The sequence below is a fragment of the Deltaproteobacteria bacterium genome (assembly GCA_016875225.1).
Taxonomy (GTDB): domain Bacteria; phylum Myxococcota_A; class UBA9160; order SZUA-336; family SZUA-336; genus VGRW01.
On sequence record VGRW01000082.1, the window covers coordinates 1 to 15101 of the forward strand.

The 15101-nt window shown below is 70.0% G+C and carries 17 protein-coding genes; 8 read left to right on the plus strand and 9 right to left on the minus strand.

Going from position 1 to position 15101, the window contains the following annotated elements; translation table 11 throughout:
- Positions 1-41: 41 nt before the first annotated feature.
- Entirely contained in the window at positions 42-1343 is a 1302-nt protein-coding gene (locus FJ108_15345) for a hypothetical protein (protein MBM4337257.1), read from the minus strand.
- A 171-nt stretch (positions 1344-1514) separates the two neighbouring features.
- Here FJ108_15345 and FJ108_15350 point away from each other — a divergent pair, with 171 nt between their 5' ends.
- Entirely contained in the window at positions 1515-2648 is a 1134-nt protein-coding gene (locus tag FJ108_15350; protein ID MBM4337258.1) for a CoA transferase, read from the plus strand.
- Between the two features lie 17 nt (positions 2649-2665).
- Here FJ108_15350 and FJ108_15355 read toward each other — a convergent pair whose 3' ends face one another.
- From FJ108_15355 to FJ108_15385, 7 genes are read right to left on the minus strand one after another with little or no spacing between them, the layout of a single operon-like run.
- Entirely contained in the window at positions 2666-3349 is a 684-nt protein-coding gene (locus FJ108_15355) for a PilZ domain-containing protein (protein MBM4337259.1), read from the minus strand.
- A 56-nt stretch (positions 3350-3405) separates the two neighbouring features.
- Complete coding sequence (locus FJ108_15360) at positions 3406-3813, minus strand: hypothetical protein (GenBank protein ID MBM4337260.1); 408 nt, start codon at positions 3811-3813, stop codon at positions 3406-3408.
- A complete protein-coding gene (locus tag FJ108_15365; protein ID MBM4337261.1) occupies positions 3810-4259 on the minus strand; it encodes a MaoC family dehydratase in 450 nt (149 codons plus the stop codon). Before FJ108_15365 ends, FJ108_15360 begins: the two co-directional genes overlap by 4 nt.
- Positions 4250-4876: a hypothetical protein gene (locus FJ108_15370; protein ID MBM4337262.1), complete on the minus strand. Its 627-nt coding sequence runs from the start codon at positions 4874-4876 to the stop codon at positions 4250-4252. The genes FJ108_15365 and FJ108_15370 overlap by 10 nt, the downstream gene beginning before the upstream one ends.
- Positions 4873-5283 (minus strand): Zn-ribbon domain-containing OB-fold protein, encoded by a 411-nt coding sequence (locus tag FJ108_15375; GenBank protein ID MBM4337263.1) that lies wholly within the window; start codon positions 5281-5283, stop codon positions 4873-4875. Before FJ108_15375 ends, FJ108_15370 begins: the two co-directional genes overlap by 4 nt.
- The gene (locus tag FJ108_15380; protein ID MBM4337264.1) at positions 5283-6440 is read right to left on the minus strand and encodes a thiolase; all 1158 of its coding nucleotides are present in this window, start codon (positions 6438-6440) and stop codon (positions 5283-5285) included. The genes FJ108_15375 and FJ108_15380 overlap by 1 nt, the downstream gene beginning before the upstream one ends.
- Positions 6437-7156 (minus strand): alpha/beta hydrolase, encoded by a 720-nt coding sequence (locus tag FJ108_15385; GenBank protein MBM4337265.1) that lies wholly within the window; start codon positions 7154-7156, stop codon positions 6437-6439. The genes FJ108_15380 and FJ108_15385 overlap by 4 nt, the downstream gene beginning before the upstream one ends.
- Between FJ108_15385 and FJ108_15390 the strand changes: the two genes are divergently transcribed.
- From FJ108_15390 to FJ108_15415, 6 genes are all read left to right on the plus strand, one after another.
- Entirely contained in the window at positions 7137-8591 is a 1455-nt protein-coding gene (locus FJ108_15390; GenBank protein MBM4337266.1) for a DegT/DnrJ/EryC1/StrS family aminotransferase, read from the plus strand. The two genes, FJ108_15385 and FJ108_15390, sit on opposite strands and share 20 nt — an antisense overlap.
- 105 nt (positions 8592-8696) lie before the next feature.
- Positions 8697-10094: an MBOAT family protein gene (locus tag FJ108_15395; protein MBM4337267.1), complete on the plus strand. Its 1398-nt coding sequence runs from the start codon at positions 8697-8699 to the stop codon at positions 10092-10094.
- A 1-nt stretch (position 10095) separates the two neighbouring features.
- Positions 10096-11043, plus strand: coding sequence for a hypothetical protein (locus FJ108_15400; GenBank protein MBM4337268.1), 948 nt, complete (start codon positions 10096-10098; stop codon positions 11041-11043).
- Positions 11044-11105: 62 nt separating this feature from the next.
- Positions 11106-12212: a ferritin-like domain-containing protein gene (locus tag FJ108_15405; GenBank protein MBM4337269.1), complete on the plus strand. Its 1107-nt coding sequence runs from the start codon at positions 11106-11108 to the stop codon at positions 12210-12212.
- Positions 12213-12224: 12 nt separating this feature from the next.
- Positions 12225-12677, plus strand: coding sequence for an OsmC family peroxiredoxin (locus FJ108_15410; protein MBM4337270.1), 453 nt, complete (start codon positions 12225-12227; stop codon positions 12675-12677).
- A gap of 7 nt (positions 12678-12684) precedes the next feature.
- Positions 12685-13323, plus strand: coding sequence for a transglutaminase domain-containing protein (locus FJ108_15415; GenBank protein MBM4337271.1), 639 nt, complete (start codon positions 12685-12687; stop codon positions 13321-13323).
- On the opposite strand, the gene FJ108_15420 is transcribed toward FJ108_15415, so the two are convergent.
- On the minus strand, positions 13310-14095 hold the full coding sequence (locus tag FJ108_15420; GenBank protein MBM4337272.1) for an enoyl-CoA hydratase: 786 nt from the start codon (positions 14093-14095) through the stop codon (positions 13310-13312). The genes FJ108_15415 and FJ108_15420 overlap by 14 nt on opposite strands.
- Positions 14096-14235: 140 nt before the next feature.
- Here FJ108_15420 and FJ108_15425 point away from each other — a divergent pair.
- Positions 14236-15101 (plus strand): PilZ domain-containing protein (locus FJ108_15425; protein MBM4337273.1); only part of this gene is annotated, 866 nt, incomplete at its 3' end.

Sequence of the window (15101 nt, forward strand, 5' to 3'; positions counted from 1 at the left end):
CGGATCCGCCGGCTCAGCGGAGAGCCTCCGAGAGAAAACACTCAAATCCCGCGTAATCCGGAAAGGAATCCAGGAAGGCGAAGAATCGGACGTCCATCGGCTGCTACAGAAAAGAAGTTGCTTGATCGGCCGCTGCCGCCGTGGCGGCGTGTGAGCGTGGCATCGGCCTGGGCAAACGCCTCGAAGATCCGCACCTGGTCCGCGTCCGAAAGGCCGATCCCGGTATCCACCACCTCGATCGCGAGGAGCGGTCCGCTCGCCGACGTCGGGGGAAGCAGCTCGAGCCGCAGCGTGATGCCGCCGTGCTCGGTGAACTTGATCGCGTTGCCGACCAGATTCACCAGGATCTGGTGCAGCCGCGTCGGATCGGACTGGATCTGCTCCGGGATCGGGCCGCGGAAGCGGGTCTCGAGGCGGAGCTGCTTCTCGAGCGCCCGCGGCTGCAGCAGCGCAACCACGTCGGAGACGATCTGCACCGGAGAGCACGGGACGCTGGCCACGGAGAACTTTCCGGCCTCGATGCGCGAGAGGTCGAGGATGTCGTTCACGACCGCGAGCAGGTGCTGGCCGTTCCGCTTCACGGTGAGCAGCGCCGGATCGGGTCCCGCCGGGCGCCGCGTGCGAAGCGCCTCGTCGATCAGCTCGTCGGTGAAGCCGAGGATCGCGGTGAGCGGCGTCCGGATCTCGTGGCTCATGTTCGCCAGGAACTCGGACTTGGCCCGGTCGGCCGCCAGCGCCTTCCTGCAGGCATCGTCCGCCTTGGCCTGCGCGACGTGCAGCGACGCCCAGACGGTCCGGTGGGTCTGGCAGGTCAGCGCTCCGGCGACGCCGGAGAGCGCGGCGACCCCGAGCGAGGCGGCCACGCCGCCGCTGGCGGGGTCCGGCGCGATCTGAAGCGAGGCGAGGTAGATCACCGCCATCTCGACCGCGAGCAACAGCGACAGCGACGGCCGCCACGGAGCCAGGCACGCCATCAAGAGCGGCGAGAGCAGACCGAACGTCCGAAGCGGGTTGCCACCGGAAAGTGTCTGGACGCCCGCGAGCAGGAGCCCCGCGTTCACGACCGAGACGAGCACGAACAGGAGCACCGAGGCGTGACGCCGGCCCCACGGGGTTCTCGCGCCGATGCAGCACGCCCAGGCCGCGACCTGAGCCGTGGCGTGAAACGCGATCGCCCGGCGCGGATCGATGTCTCCGGTCACCAGACATGCGAGGGTGAACGGCAAGAGCGCCAGCGCGAAGACGGCGCACATGAGCCGTCCGCCGCGCGTCAGGAGCTTCCACAGATCGGGAAGATCCTCGTCGCGAATCGGTGTGATCAGGCTGTGCCAGTGGCGGGTCATGGCAGTCTTCGGCGCGATATCACCGCGCTGATTGCTCTATCGGCGCTGGTGATGTCGGGACTGATCGGAATGTTGGCGGCAAATCGCCGTCTCCCACCGCAAGTTTGCTTGCGTAACGCCCCTCGGCCGCGGTTTGCCAGGCCTCCGGCGGCGCCCGTATGCTCGCCGCGGATGGGACCGCTCGCGGGGCTGCGAATCGTCGAGATCGCGGGGATCGGCCCCGGGCCGTTCTGCGCCATGATGCTCGCCGACATGGGCGCCGAGGTCCTGCGCGTCGAGCGCCTGGCGCGTGTCGGTCCGGGCGATGCATCGGGCGATCTGCTCTCGCGCAGCCGGCGCTGCATCGCCGTCGACCTGAAGAGCGAAGCCGGTGTGGCGGCAGTGCTTCGGCTTTCGGACCGCGCGGACGGCCTGCTCGAGGGCTTCCGCCCCGGAGTGATGGAGCGCCTCGGCCTCGGACCCGAGGTCTGCCTGGCGCGGAACCCCGCTCTCGTCTACGGCCGCATGACCGGGTTCGGGCAGACGGGACCGCTCGCGCAGGCTGCCGGACACGACATCAACTACATCGCGCTCGCGGGCGCGCTCGACCCGATCGGACGCCGCGGCCAGCCGCCGACGCCACCGCTGAACCTGGTGGGCGATTTCGGCGGCGGCGGACTTCTGCTGGCCTTCGGCATGGTCTGCGCGCTGCTCGAGCGCAATCGCTCGGGCAAGGGACAGATCGTCGACGCCGCGATGGTGGACGGCGCGGCCACGCTGATGACGATCTTCCACTCCGCGCAGCAGTCGGGCTGGTGGAGCGAGCAGCGCGGCACGAACCTGCTCGACGGCGGCGCGCACTTCTACGACGTGTACGAGACGAGCGACGGCCTGTTCGTCTCGATCGGCTCGATCGAGCCGCAGTTCTACGCCGAGCTGCTCGCGCGCACGGGGCTAGACGCTGCGGAGCTCGGTCCGCAGATGGACCGCGCGCGCTGGCCCGAGCTGAAGCAGCGGCTGGCCGCGGTGTTCAAGACGAAGACGCGCGCGCAGTGGTGCCAGATCATGGAAGGCAGCGACGTCTGCTTCGCGCCGGTGCTCTCGATCTCGGAGGCGCGCCGCCACCCGCACAACGTCGCGCGCGGCAGCTTCGTCGCGCTCTCCGGCGTCGAGCAGCCGCGGCCGTCGCCGCGCTTCAGCCGCACGGACTCGGGCATCCAGAGGCCGCCGGCGCGCGTGGGGGAGCACACCGACGAGGCGCTGGCCGACTGGGGCTTCGGTGCCGACGAGATCGCGAAGCTTCGCGAGGCGAAGGCGATCGGCTAGAAGCGGCTGGCCGCGGATCACTCCGCGAGCATCCGCTCCTCGACGAAGCTCTGGATTCCGCGGCTCGCCGGAACGGAGAGATTGCGGAACACGAGCCCGACCTCCTGCACGCGCCGATAGACGGTCCGACCGACGATCTCGAGCTTTCCGTAGCGCGGCAGCTCGAACTCCAGCGCGACCTCCTCGCCCGCGTCGGGCGGGTTCTCGCGGCGAAGCAGGCAGCCCCCGCGCGAGAGCGAGACGACCCGCGCCTCCTCGCTTCCCGCAGAACCCCGCACGCGCGCGGGAATGCTGGTCGCGACGCGCGGCGTGGCGCGGGGATTCGGCTCGAGCGCCGTCTGCACCAGCCGGTACAGGTCGTGAAAGCCGGCGGGGCGCTCGATCGATCCGATCGCGCTCGCCGCCCAGGGCACGTTCTGCCCCCGGGAGTAGAGCAGGATTCCCGGCAGACCGGAGAGCTCGCTCGCGCGCTCGACGTCGACGATCACCAGATCGGGCGAGCGCCCGACGTGGGCGTAGTGCGCCTCCCAGCGATCCTCCGACACCACGGAGTAGCCGGCCTGCGACAGCTTCAGACGCGCGAGCGGCACGTAGCTCTGCGGCGGAGCGAGCGAGAGGATCACGCGCGGGTGCAGTTTCTCGGTCACGAGTCTTTCTCGGCGACGGAGCAGAAGCGATTTAGAGCCCGCGCGAAGTCGCATTGCCCGTTTGCGTCCGGTGTGCGACGGATCCGCCAGCGGCGGCTCGAGATGGCCGGCTACGGGAGCTCGACGGTCGCGGTTCCGACGACGCGCGTCTCTTTGGCCTCGTTCTGGATCGTGAGGTCGATCTCGATCGTGCGCGTCTCGTCGTTCTTGTCCGTGACGACGCCGCGCGCGACCGGGTGGGAATCGACCGAGATCGGCGCGCGGAACACCGTGTCGATCTTGCGCACTACGGCGCGCGGCGCCCAGCGGTGGATCAGCGCCACCAGGATTCCCTGGCTCATGATCCCCGGCACGATCGCGCCGGGCAGCCCTTCCTTGCGCGCCTCGTCGTGGGCGTTGAAGCGCCCGAACGTCATTCCCGCCGCCGCGGTGAAGCGGCGCACGGTGGCCAGCGTCACGTCCGGAGCCGTGGGCGGGAGCTCCGCGCCGAAGTCCACGTCGTCGTAACCGAGGCTCATCTCGCTCCCCGCTCCTGCTGCACCATGCGCCAGTCGACCACCGAGACCGGCTCGCCGCGCTGGTTCGAGAACTCCATCCGGTGCACGATGAAGAGCATCGTGCCCGAGCGACCCGTCTTGGTGTAGATGTCGTGGATCTGGCTCTTGGCCACGACCTTGTCGCCGGGGCGGATCGGCGCGATCGGAGTCACGCACTTGCCCGCGTCGAAGCCGTAGCCGCTGCCGAGCCGCGGGAAGCTGTCCGGCAGGATCCGGCGCCCCACGTAGCGCGAGGTGTAGTTCGGCACGGCCCGGAAGTCGGGATCCGCGGGGTCGGTGTAGCGCTTCGCCGTCTCGCCGCAGGCCGACGCGAACGAGACCAGGTCCGAGGCGCTCACCTCGAACTCGGCGGTGTCGAACGTGAATCCGGTCCAGTCTCGCTTCAGCTTCTCGACGTCTACTTCCATGACACGGCCTCGAAGTCTCCCGCTCGAAGCGATTCCACCAGCCCCTCCCCGTCGCGGATCTCGCGCGGGAAGCGCGTCACGCAGCGCGCGATCTGGCTCACGATGTGCGCGTCGCTCCCGCCGATCCCACGGTAGCCGTGGGCCTGCGCCAGCGCGAGGGCACGGGCGTCCTCCTCGCCACGGCTTCCGCCGTTCAGCGTCTCGATCACGCCCACCCCTGCGACCACGCCCTTCGCGTCGAAGTGATCGAAGAGACCGACGCGCGGCCGGCCCGGGTGGCACGGGACGGCGACCCCGCCGCAGCGCTCGGTCTCGCGCAGCACCAGCGCAAGCGGCAGATCGATGCGCGTGAAGTCGTAGGCCGCGCGCATGTCGTCGTTCACGCCGAACACGAGCACGTGGCCGTAGTCCGTCTCTACCTCGGAGGCCTTCAGGATCAGGATTCCGTACTCGTCCTCGAGCGCTCGGTAGTCGGAGACGTCGTCGAACTGCCGATGCTCGGTGAGCACGAATCCGTCGAGCGGGATCTCGCGTTTGCGGATCCACTGACAGTAGTTCTCGACCTTCGCTCGCCCGTCGTCGGAGACGATCGAGTGGTTGTGCAGATCGAGGATCATGCCGGGCGGAAGACAGGAACCGCGAGCCCGTCGGCGTCCGAGCGGAACTCGGCCACCACCGGCATGCCGATCCGCACCGAGTCCGGCGGACAGCCGACGACGTTCGAGAGCAGCCGCGGCCCCTCCTCGAGCTCGACGTAGGCGAGCACGTAGGGCGTGGCGTCGCGGAACGGGGGTACCTGGTTCTGCTCGGTCACGGTGAAGGTCCAGACGCTCCCGCGGCCGCTCGCCTCGAAATGCTCGATCTCCGACGAGAGACAGCTCACGCAGAGCGCGCGCGGCCGGTGCTGGACGACTCCGCAGCTCCGGCAGCGCTGCAGCACCAGAGTGTGTCGCCCCGCTCCCTCCCAGTAGCCGCGCGTCTCCCAGTCTGCGACGGGCTTGGGGTGGTCGATCTCGCGCGCCATCAGTCCCTCGCCAGGATCAGCGTCGCGCCGCTGTGCGCCACGCCGAGCGTTCCGCCGGTGCCGTGCGCGAGCGCGATCCGCGCGTCCGCGACCTGCCGCTCGCCGCACTCGCCGCGAAGCTGCTTCACCGCTTCGATCACCAGGAAGATCCCGCGCATTCCGGGATGGTTCGAGGAGAGCCCGCCGCCGTCGGGATTCACGGGCAGCTCGCCGCCGAGCCCGATCCGACCGTTCGAGACGAAGTCCCCCCCTTCGCCCGGCTTGCAGAAGCCCAGGTTCTCGAGCGTGGCGAGCACGGTGATCGTGAACGAGTCGTAGATCGCGCAGAGATCGACGTCGCTCCGCGTCACCCCGGCCATGCCGAAGGCCTGCTCGCCGGACTGTTTCGCGGCGATCGTGAGCAGGTCGGGCGCGCCGAGCTCCTGGTGGCGCACGGCCTCGCCGCAGCCGAGCAGAAGCACGGGGCGCTTGGCGAGGTCCCGGGCGCGCGCCGCGCTGGTCACGATCAGCGCCCCGCCCCCGTCGCTGATGATGCAGCAGTCGAGCAGGTGCAGGGGGCGCGAGATCATGCGGCTTCCGAGCACGTCGTCGACGCTGATCGGCCTTCGCATCTTCGCGTTCGGATTCAGTCCCGCGTGACGCCGCATGGTGACGGCGATCTCGGCGAGCTGGGCCGAGGTCGTCCCGTAGCGCTCCATGTGGCGCTGGGCGACGAGCGCGTAGCTTCCCACCGTCGTGAGTCCGTACGGCGACACGAAGGACGAGCCGGCGTCGCGGCCCCCGCCCATTCCGGTTCCGATCGCCACGGCATTGGACGCCGCGGTGCTGCCGTACAGGACGAGCGCGACCTCGCAGAGCCCGGCGTGGATCGCCGCCGCGGCGTGGCTGACGTGCGCCACGAACGAGGAGCCGCCGAAGTTCGTGCCGTCGAGGTAGCGGGGAGCCAGATTCAGGTACTCGGCCAGCGAGACGATGCCCATCGGCCCCATCGACATGCTCGCGGCGAAGAGGCCGTCGACGTCGCGCAAGGCCAGGCCGCAGTCAAAGAGCGCGCCGCGCGCGCACTCGGCCATGATCTGGAATTCGGTCTTCTCCGGCGCCCAGCGCGTCGGGTGCTCGTAGACGCCGGCGAGAGCGACCGCGCGCGAGAGGCTCATCGCGCCAGCTCCGAGAGGAAGCCCAGCACCGCCTCGGCCAGCGCCTCGGGCTGTTCCAGCGCGACGCGGTGGCCGCACTTCGGGATCACGACCTCGCGCGCGCGCGGGATGCGCGAAGCGAGCAGATCGGACTGCGCGCGAACGTCTTCCGAGTCGTCCTCGCCGACCACGACGAGCGTCGGACACGACACGCGCGCGAGCTCGTCCTCGCGGTTCCAGCCGTCGAGCGCGCGCATGTTCCCGTACAGCACGCGCGGGTCGGTCTTCAGCTCCTCCATGAAGCCGCGGCGCATCACGTCGGGCGTGGCGGCTGGCGAGTAGCCCGAGCGGTCGAACTCGCGCCGCGCCTTGCCCTCGGTGACCAGCCGCAGCCGCTCGAGCAGCTCGGCTCTGGCGTGGAAGCGCGCACGGCTCGCGACCAGCACGAGAGCGCGCACGAGGCCCGGTGCAGCCGCCGCGGTCTCGAGCGCGATGCAGCCGCCCATCGATGCTCCGAGCAGAACACAGCGTTCGATGCCGAGCTCCGCGCAGAACGCGCGCGTGAACTCGCTCATGCGCGCGACCGACGGCAGCGCGTCGAGGCCGCCGGAGCGCGCGTGCCCGGGCCGGTCGAAGGCGAGCGGGCTGTGCGCGGGCTCGAGGCGCGCGAGCAGGTCGACGAACTCCGCCGAACTCGGGCTCGCCCCGTGCAGACAGATGATCGTCTCGCCGCGCATCAGCGCAGGGGGACGTTCGGGCAGCGTCGTCGGGCCGACGTGTTGCACGAACGTCGCGACACCGTCGACACGGACGTACTTCTGGGGCACGCGCGGAGCCTACATGGGGCCCGCTCGGAGTGTCAAAACGCGTGGTAGAGTCTGCGCGACATCTGGGGGGGACATGGCAGGGACGACCGCGCTCGCAATCCACGGTGGCGCGCCGGTGCGATCGCGGCCGTGGCCGGCGTGGCCCGAGCACGGCGAGCCCGAGCGCGCGGCGCTGCTGCGCGTGCTCGAGAGCGGGAACTGGGGCGGCCACCCGAGCCCGAACACGGAGGGGCGCGGTTTCGCGGACGAGTTCGCGGCGTTCGTCGGCACGCAGCACGCGGTGCCCTGCGCCAACGGCACGTTCTCGCTGATGCTCGCGCTCCAGGCCGCGCGGGTGCCGCCGGGCTCGGAGGTGATCACGTCGGCCTACACGTTCGTGGGTACCGCCGGCGGAATCATCGCGGCCGGCTGCGTGCCGGTCTTCGCGGACGTCGACCCCGACTCCTACTGCCTCGACCCGCGCGCGGTCGAGGCCGCGCTGTCGCCCCGCACCGCGGCGATCCTGCCGGTGCACCTGGCCTGCTCGCTCGCCGACATGGACGCGCTGGGCGCGCTGGCCGGGCGCAATTCGCTCCTCGTGATCGAGGACTGCGCCCACGCGCACGGCGCCCGCTGGCGCGACAGGCGCGCGGGTTCGCTCGGGCAGGCCGGCTCGTTCTCGCTGCAGAGCACGAAGCTGCTCACGAGCGGCGAGGGCGGAGTGGTGACGACGAGCGACGCGACGATCGCCTCGCGCCTCTGGTCGCTGGTGAACTGCGGCCGCAAGGAGCCCGGCTCCGACGGCTTTCCGGAGCAGATGCTCGGCCACAACCTGCGCATGACCGAGTTCCAGGCGGCGCTGGCGCGCGCGCAGCTGCTCCGCCTGCCCGAACAGAACCTGCGCCGCGCCCGGCAGGTGGAGCGCTTCGAGCGCGGGATCGCCGGGCTGTCCGGCCTGCGCCCGCTGGCGCGCGACGCTCGCGTCACCGAGCGCACGAGCTACCAGCTCGTGCTCCGCTACGACCCGGCCGCGTTCGCGTCCGTCCCCCGCGATCACGTGATCCTGGCGCTGCGCGCCGAGGGCGTGCCCTGCTCCGGCCGCTTCTACTCGTCGCTGGTCGACGATCCGCTCTTCTCGTCCGACCCCTACACCAATCCGGTGTCGCGCGCGGGCATCTCGTACACCGGCCAGCGCTTCCCGGTCGCGGAGCGCGCCGCGAACGAGGAGTCGATCTGGCTGCCGCACGAGCTCTTCCTCGGCGACGACTCCGACACGGACGACCTGCTCGAGGCGTTCGCGCGGATCGGGCGCCACGCCCCCGAACTGCGCGCGCGCCCCCCGGCGGGACCCGTGAGCCGGCGCTAGGGTCGGCCGGGCGTGCGAACGGATGCGGGGGCGGAGGGGAAGATGGCGCGGGTGACGGTCCAGCGGGCTTCGGTCGCGCGGCCGCTCGGGCGGGACGGCTGAGCCGTGCTGTTCAACTCGCTCGACTTCGTCCTGCTGCTCGGCACGGTGCTGGCGCTCTACGGCTTTCTCGACCGGCGCAGGCAGAACTACCTGCTGATCGTCGCGAGCTACGTGTTCTACGGCTTCTGGAACTGGCGCTTCCTCTCGCTGGTCTTCGCGGCCGGGCTGGTCGACTACACCGCCGGGCGCGGAATCGCGGCCGCGAAGACCCCTCGCGGCCGGCGCGCCTGGGTGGTCTGCAGCATCGCCTTCAATCTCGGCATCCTCGCCTACTTCAAGTACCTGGGATTCTTCCTCGAGTCCGCGGTCGAGCTGCTGCGCTTCCTCGGCGTCTCCGCGAGCGTCCCGGTGCTCGAGATCGTGCTGCCGGTCGGCATCAGCTTCTTCACGTTCCAATCGATGTCGTACATCTTCGACGTCTACCGCCGGAAGGTGCCGGCGGTCACGTCGTTTCCCGACTACCTGCTCTACGTCTCGTTCTTCCCGCAGCTCGCGGCCGGACCGATCGAGCGCGCCGACCACCTGCTGGTCCAGTTCCAGCGCGACCGGAAGGTCACCCCGGAGTGGTTCTACCGGGGCCTGCTGCTGCTGCTCTGGGGGCTGTTCAAGAAGGTCGGGGTCGCCGACAACCTGGGCGTCTACGTCGACGCCGTCTACAACAACTCGGCCGAGCACGGGGGTCTGTCGCTGCTTCTCGCGACCTACCTGTTCGCGTTCCAGATCTACTGCGACTTCTCGGGCTACAGCGACATGGCCGTCGGAATGGCGCGGCTGCTCGGCCTGGACATGATGAAGAACTTCAAGATGCCGTACTTCTCCGAGAGTCCGCAGGAGTTCTGGCGCCGCTGGCACGTCTCGCTTTCGACCTGGTTCCGGGACTACGTGTACATCCCGCTGGGCGGAAACCGCGGCTCGGCGCTGCACGTCGTCGGGGCCACCATGATCGTGTTCCTGGCCAGCGGTCTCTGGCACGGCGCGAACTGGAAGTTCGTCGTCTGGGGCGGGCTGCACGGCGTGTACCTGATCGCGCAGCGCCAGCTCGGGGTGGCGCGATCGCCGGCGAGCGGGGCTCGCCGCTGGCTGCGGATCTTCGTCACCTTCCAGCTCGTCGCGCTGGCATGGGTCTTCTTCCGCGCGAGCAGCGTGGGCGAGGCGCTCACGTCGCTCGCGACCATCGCGACCGCCCCCGGCGAGCTGTTCTTCTCGCGCGAGATGGTGAACGGGCTGGTCTGTCTCGCGCTTCTCGTCGCAATCGAGGGCGTCGTGCAGCCGCGCTATTTCGACGAGTGGCTGGTCGAGCGGAGGCCCGCGACGCAGCTCGCGTTCGCGCTCGTCGTGCTCTTTGCAATCGTCCTGCTGGGGCAGCAGCAGGGCGGACAGTTCATCTACTTCCAGTTCTGAGATGACCACACCCGAAACGACCCCACTCGACTGGCGCCGGCTCTCGAAGCGACTCGCGGCATTCGCCGCGGTGGTCGTGACTCTCGACCTCGCGATCGGCCTGGGCCTCGAGGCGCTGCTCCCGCACGTCCAGGTCGGCCACCAGGTCGGCGTCATCAACAAGGCGATCGATGCCGAAGCCGACGTGGTCATCCTGGGCTCGTCGCGCGCGATGCACAGCTACGACGACCGGGAGCTCACGCGGGTGCTGGGCGCCCGCGTGCACAACGCGGGTCTCGACGGTCGCGGCGTGCTCTTCTCGCGCGGCCTGCTCGCGCTGATCAGCCAGCGCCATGCGCCGAAGCTCGTCATCGTCGACGTCGCGTACTCCGACGACGACCGCTCCAATGCCTACGCGTTCGCGCCCTACTACGGCCGATCCCCGATCGTCGACTCGCTGCTCACGGAAGGGGACTGGCGCGAGCGCGTGAAGCTCGTGAGCCGCAGCTTCCGCATGAACGGGGTGGCGCTCGCGATCCTCGGCAACCTCTTCGCCGAGGGTCACGAGTGGGGGTTCGCGCCCATCTCTGGCCGCCTCGAGCCGACCGTCCGGGTCGACGGTCACCCCGCGCGACCGCTCGCGCGCCCGAAGCCGTTCGTCGAGGAGAACCTGCTCGCGCTGGTCGCGGAGGCGCGCAGCCGCGGCGCGGGATTGGTCTTCTGCGAGAGCCCGAGCTTCGGCGACCCCTGGCCCGCCGACGTGCGCGCCCTGTACCAACGAGTCGCGGCGGCATCGGGCATTCCCTACCTGCGGATCCCGGACGACGAGCTGCCGGGCTTCGGGCCGGCGCTGTTCAAGGATCGCGGCCACCTGAACCAGGACGGCGCGGCGGTGTTCACGGCCGAGATCGGCAAGCGGCTGCGCGCGCTGCCCGGATTGGATCTTGTGCCGCGCGGAGCGCATCCATAGACTGGATCGCGGTCGGAGCGCGACGCGATGATCCGTCGTCACCGCCTGGAGGATGCCACCCGATGTCCGAGAACGGCGCAGCAATGCGAATGGACTGGCAGGTGCTCGACACCTACAAGACGGCGATGGACGTCGCCTGGCAGTTCGACTACGCGATCGACATCGAGAAGCTGCGCAACCTTTACACGAAGGCGAAGCAGAACCAGTGGGACGCCGACACGAAGCTCGACTGGAGCGTCGAGGTGGATCCCTCCAAGCCGATCGTCGGCGAAGACCGCTTCATGTTCCACCGCGTGCCGTTCTTCCAGCGACTCTCGCAGTCTCAGCGCGACAGCTTCACCGCGCACGCTACCGCGCAGCTGCTGTCGCAGTTCCTCCACGGCGAGCAGGGCGCGCTGATGACGGCGGCCACGCTCACGCACGCCGTGCCCGATTACGAGGCCAAGCTGTACGGCGCGACGCAGACCATGGACGAGGCTCGACACGTCGAAGTGTACGAGCGCTACATCCGCAAGCTCGCGATCGTCTACCCGATCTCTCCCTGGCTGAAGCAAGTCATCGACCTGACGCTCCAGGGCGACCACTTCGTGAAGATCCTGATCGGGATGAACATGGTGGTCGAGGGGCTCGCGCTGGCGGCGTTCCACAACATGCGCCGGCGCGCCACCTGCCCGCTGCTCAAGGATCTGACGCACTACGTGATCCAGGACGAGTCGCGCCACGTCGCCTTCGGAAACGTGTACGTGAAGGAGGCGATCGCCGCGATGCACCCCGACGAGCGCGAGGACGTGGCGCAGTTCGCGTTCGAGGCCGTGAAGTCGATGGTCGACTCGCAGGGCGGCGTGGACGGCAAGGGCCAGCGGCGCGCCGATCCCGGCTTCCTCGCGGTGCTCCAGAACGTCGGCATCGACCCGCAGGACTTCATCAAGGGCATGATCGAGGCGGGCGCCGCGGGCATCAACGCGAAGCTCCCGCCCGGCCACATCCACTCGTTCAAGGATCTGATGATGCCCGCGCTCGTGCGCGTCGGCGCGGTGACCAAGCGGACGCGCGAGCTCTACGCGCAGCACGAGATCCCGGTCTGGGAGGACACGAGCGTGCTGGAGTCGTTCGAGGACGCGAGCACCGGAGACATCGTGATCGGCGAAGACGCCCGCGGCTCCGACTGACGAGGCACCGAAATGTCGGAACACCACTCCAGGGTGAGCTGGTCGCGCGGCGGGGTGCCCTTCGACTACGAAACCTACGACCGGACGCATCGCTGGCGCTTCGGGGGCGGCGCCGAGCTCGAGGCGTCGGCCGCGCCCGAGTACCGCGGGCGCGCGGAGCTCCCGAATCCGGAGGAGGCGCTGGTGGCGGCGCTCTCGAGCTGTCACATGCTGACGTTCCTCGCCGTCGCCGCGCGGCGGCGCTTCACGGTCGAGAGCTACCAGGACGACGCCGTGGGCTGGATGGAGAAGAACCCGGACGGCAAGCTCGCCGTGACGCGCGTGGAGCTGCGCCCTCGAATCGCGTTCTCGGGCGAAAAGCGGCCCACGCCCGAGGAGATCGAGAAGCTGCACGAGGTCTCGCACCGCGAGTGCTTCATCGCGAACTCGGTGAAGACGCGGGTCACCGTCGTCGCCACGAGCTGAGCTTCCCATGCTTCGTCCCGAGAGCCCGCGCTGGCAGGGCTACGTCGAAGACACGGTCACGATCGACTGGCAGACGCCGCCCGTGATGGAGAAGGCGCGGGAGCTCGTTGCCGGCTGCGCCGACGACGTGGCGAAAGCGCGCTCGGTCTACTTCTTCGTTCGCGACCGGATCGCGCACAGCGTGGACGCGGAGCGCGACGATCTGCCCTGCCGGGCCAGCGAGGTGCTCGCCGCGGGAACGGGAATCGGCTTCTCCAAGAGTCACTTGCTCGCGGCGCTGCTGCGCGCGGTCGGCGTTCCGTCGGGCTTCTGCTACCAGGTTCTGCGCCGCTCGCCTGATGGAACCGAGACCCTGCTCTACGGCTTCAACGGCGTCTATCTGCCCAGCCGCGAGCGCTGGATCCTGCTCGACGCGCGCGGCAACAAGCCGGGACTCTCGGCCGAGTTCTCGATCGAGGAGCCGCGGCTCGCGGTCACGGCGGATCCGGCGCGCGGCGAGTGGATCTACCCGCTGATCTGGACCCGCCCGGCGGCCGTGATCGTCGATCTGCTGTCGCGGAACAAGAGCCTGTCGCGGATCGCCGACTTCATACCCGCGGAGCTTCCGGGCGTCGCGCGCGAGGCGTCCGCGCCTAGCGGCCGTTGAACAGGGGTTTGCGCTTCTCGAGGAACGCCCGCACGCCCTCCCGGTAGTCCTCGCTCTCGTAGCAGAGACGCGTCGCGGCATCGACGCGGGCATGGTCCCGACGCGCGGCATCCCGGCCGAGCTCGCGCGCGGCGATCTTCACTCCGCGAAGCGTGAGCGGCGCGTTCGCGGCGATCCGGTCGGCGGTCTCGCGCACGACCGACTCGAGCATCGACCTCGGAGCGACCGCGTTCACGAGCCCCATGGCCAGCGCCTCCTCCGCCCGATAACGCCGCGCGGTGTAGAGAATCTCGAGAGCTCGCGCGCTGCCGACCAGGCGGAGCAACGGCTCGAGCAGCCCGGCGGAGTAGCCCAGCCCGAGCTTCGCGGCGGGAATCGCGAAGCGCGCCTCGTCGGAGGCGAAGCGCAGATCCGCGCAGAGCGCGACCGCCACGCCGCCGCCCACGCAGAAGCCGTGGATCATCGCCAGCGTGGGCTTGTCGATCGCCGAGAGCGCGCGATACGCCTCGCTGCCGGCCCGGTCGTACTCGGCCGCGGCCGGCCCGCCCGAGCGACGCTGCTCGAACTCGGAGATGTCCGCGCCCGAGACGAAGGCTTCCTCGCCCTCGCCGCGCAGGACCACGACGCGGACGTCGTCGTCCTTCGCGAGCTTCTCGACCGCGGCCGGGATCTGACTCCACATCTCCGCCGAGATCGCATTGCGTCGCGCGGGATGATCGAAGACGAGAAACCCGAGCGCCCCGTCCTTCTCCGTGCGCACGGCTCCGCTCATTCGCGGCGGAGTGTAACCGAGCACGCGGAGCCGGGCATCGCCCGCGGCGTGGCTCCGCCACACGGCGCCAGACGCGCCAGATCGCTCAAGCGGCCAGATTCGCCGCCCGATCCGGTGCAGATGCCGGTCCGGAGCGCGCGATGAGCAGAGGGACGCCAATTCTCGTGATCGACGACGGCGAGCTCGACTCGGCGTGCGCGATTCTCGAGCAGCTCGGCGCCGACTTCGAGCGATTGCCCGGGTCGAGCGCGCGAGCCCCCGTGAGACATCCCGAAACGCTCTTGCTCAGCTCCGAGGCGAGGGCCCGCTCCCTGCGCATGCAGAGGGCGGCGGTGGGATCGAATCCTCGCGCGACCTGGATCGCATTCGCCGCCGAAGGCTCGGAGACGCCAATGCCGGCGCTCTCGGCCGCCGGGTTCGACTTCCTCGTGCGCGAGCCGGTGCACCCGACGGCGCTTCGCGTGCTCCTGCAGCGCGCGCTGTATCGTGGCCCGGATGCGCGGCACGCGCCGCGCGTCGCCTTCGGGAAACCCGTCACGTTCAAGACCGGCGCCTGGCGCGAGACGGCGATCTTGATCGACCTCTCGCCGAGCGGCTGTCGACTGCTGACGCCGAGGCCCGCGAAGGAGCGCAGCGAAATCGCCGTTGCGCTTCCGGCGACCCTCGCCGGCGGCGCGACCCTCGAGCTGCTCGGCCACGTCGTGCGCGTGTCGTCGGCGGAGCTCGAGTGCGGTCGGATTGGGGAGACGACCGTCGGCGTTCGCTTCGCGCCGCTCGACCCGAGTACGCGCGAGCGGCTTGCGGCGGTGCTCGCCGAGCGAGTGCTCGGACCCGCGCTCCTGGCCGCGGATGCCGTCCCTGGGGAGTCGGAGCCGCGCCCGCCGCGACTCTACAGGCGCGCGAGCTACGCGAAGAAGCTGACCGCGATGGAGAGCGGCAACGCCTACATGGTGATGTGTCGTGACATTTCCGAGCGAGGCATGCGGATCGAGCCCGTCGCGGGGGG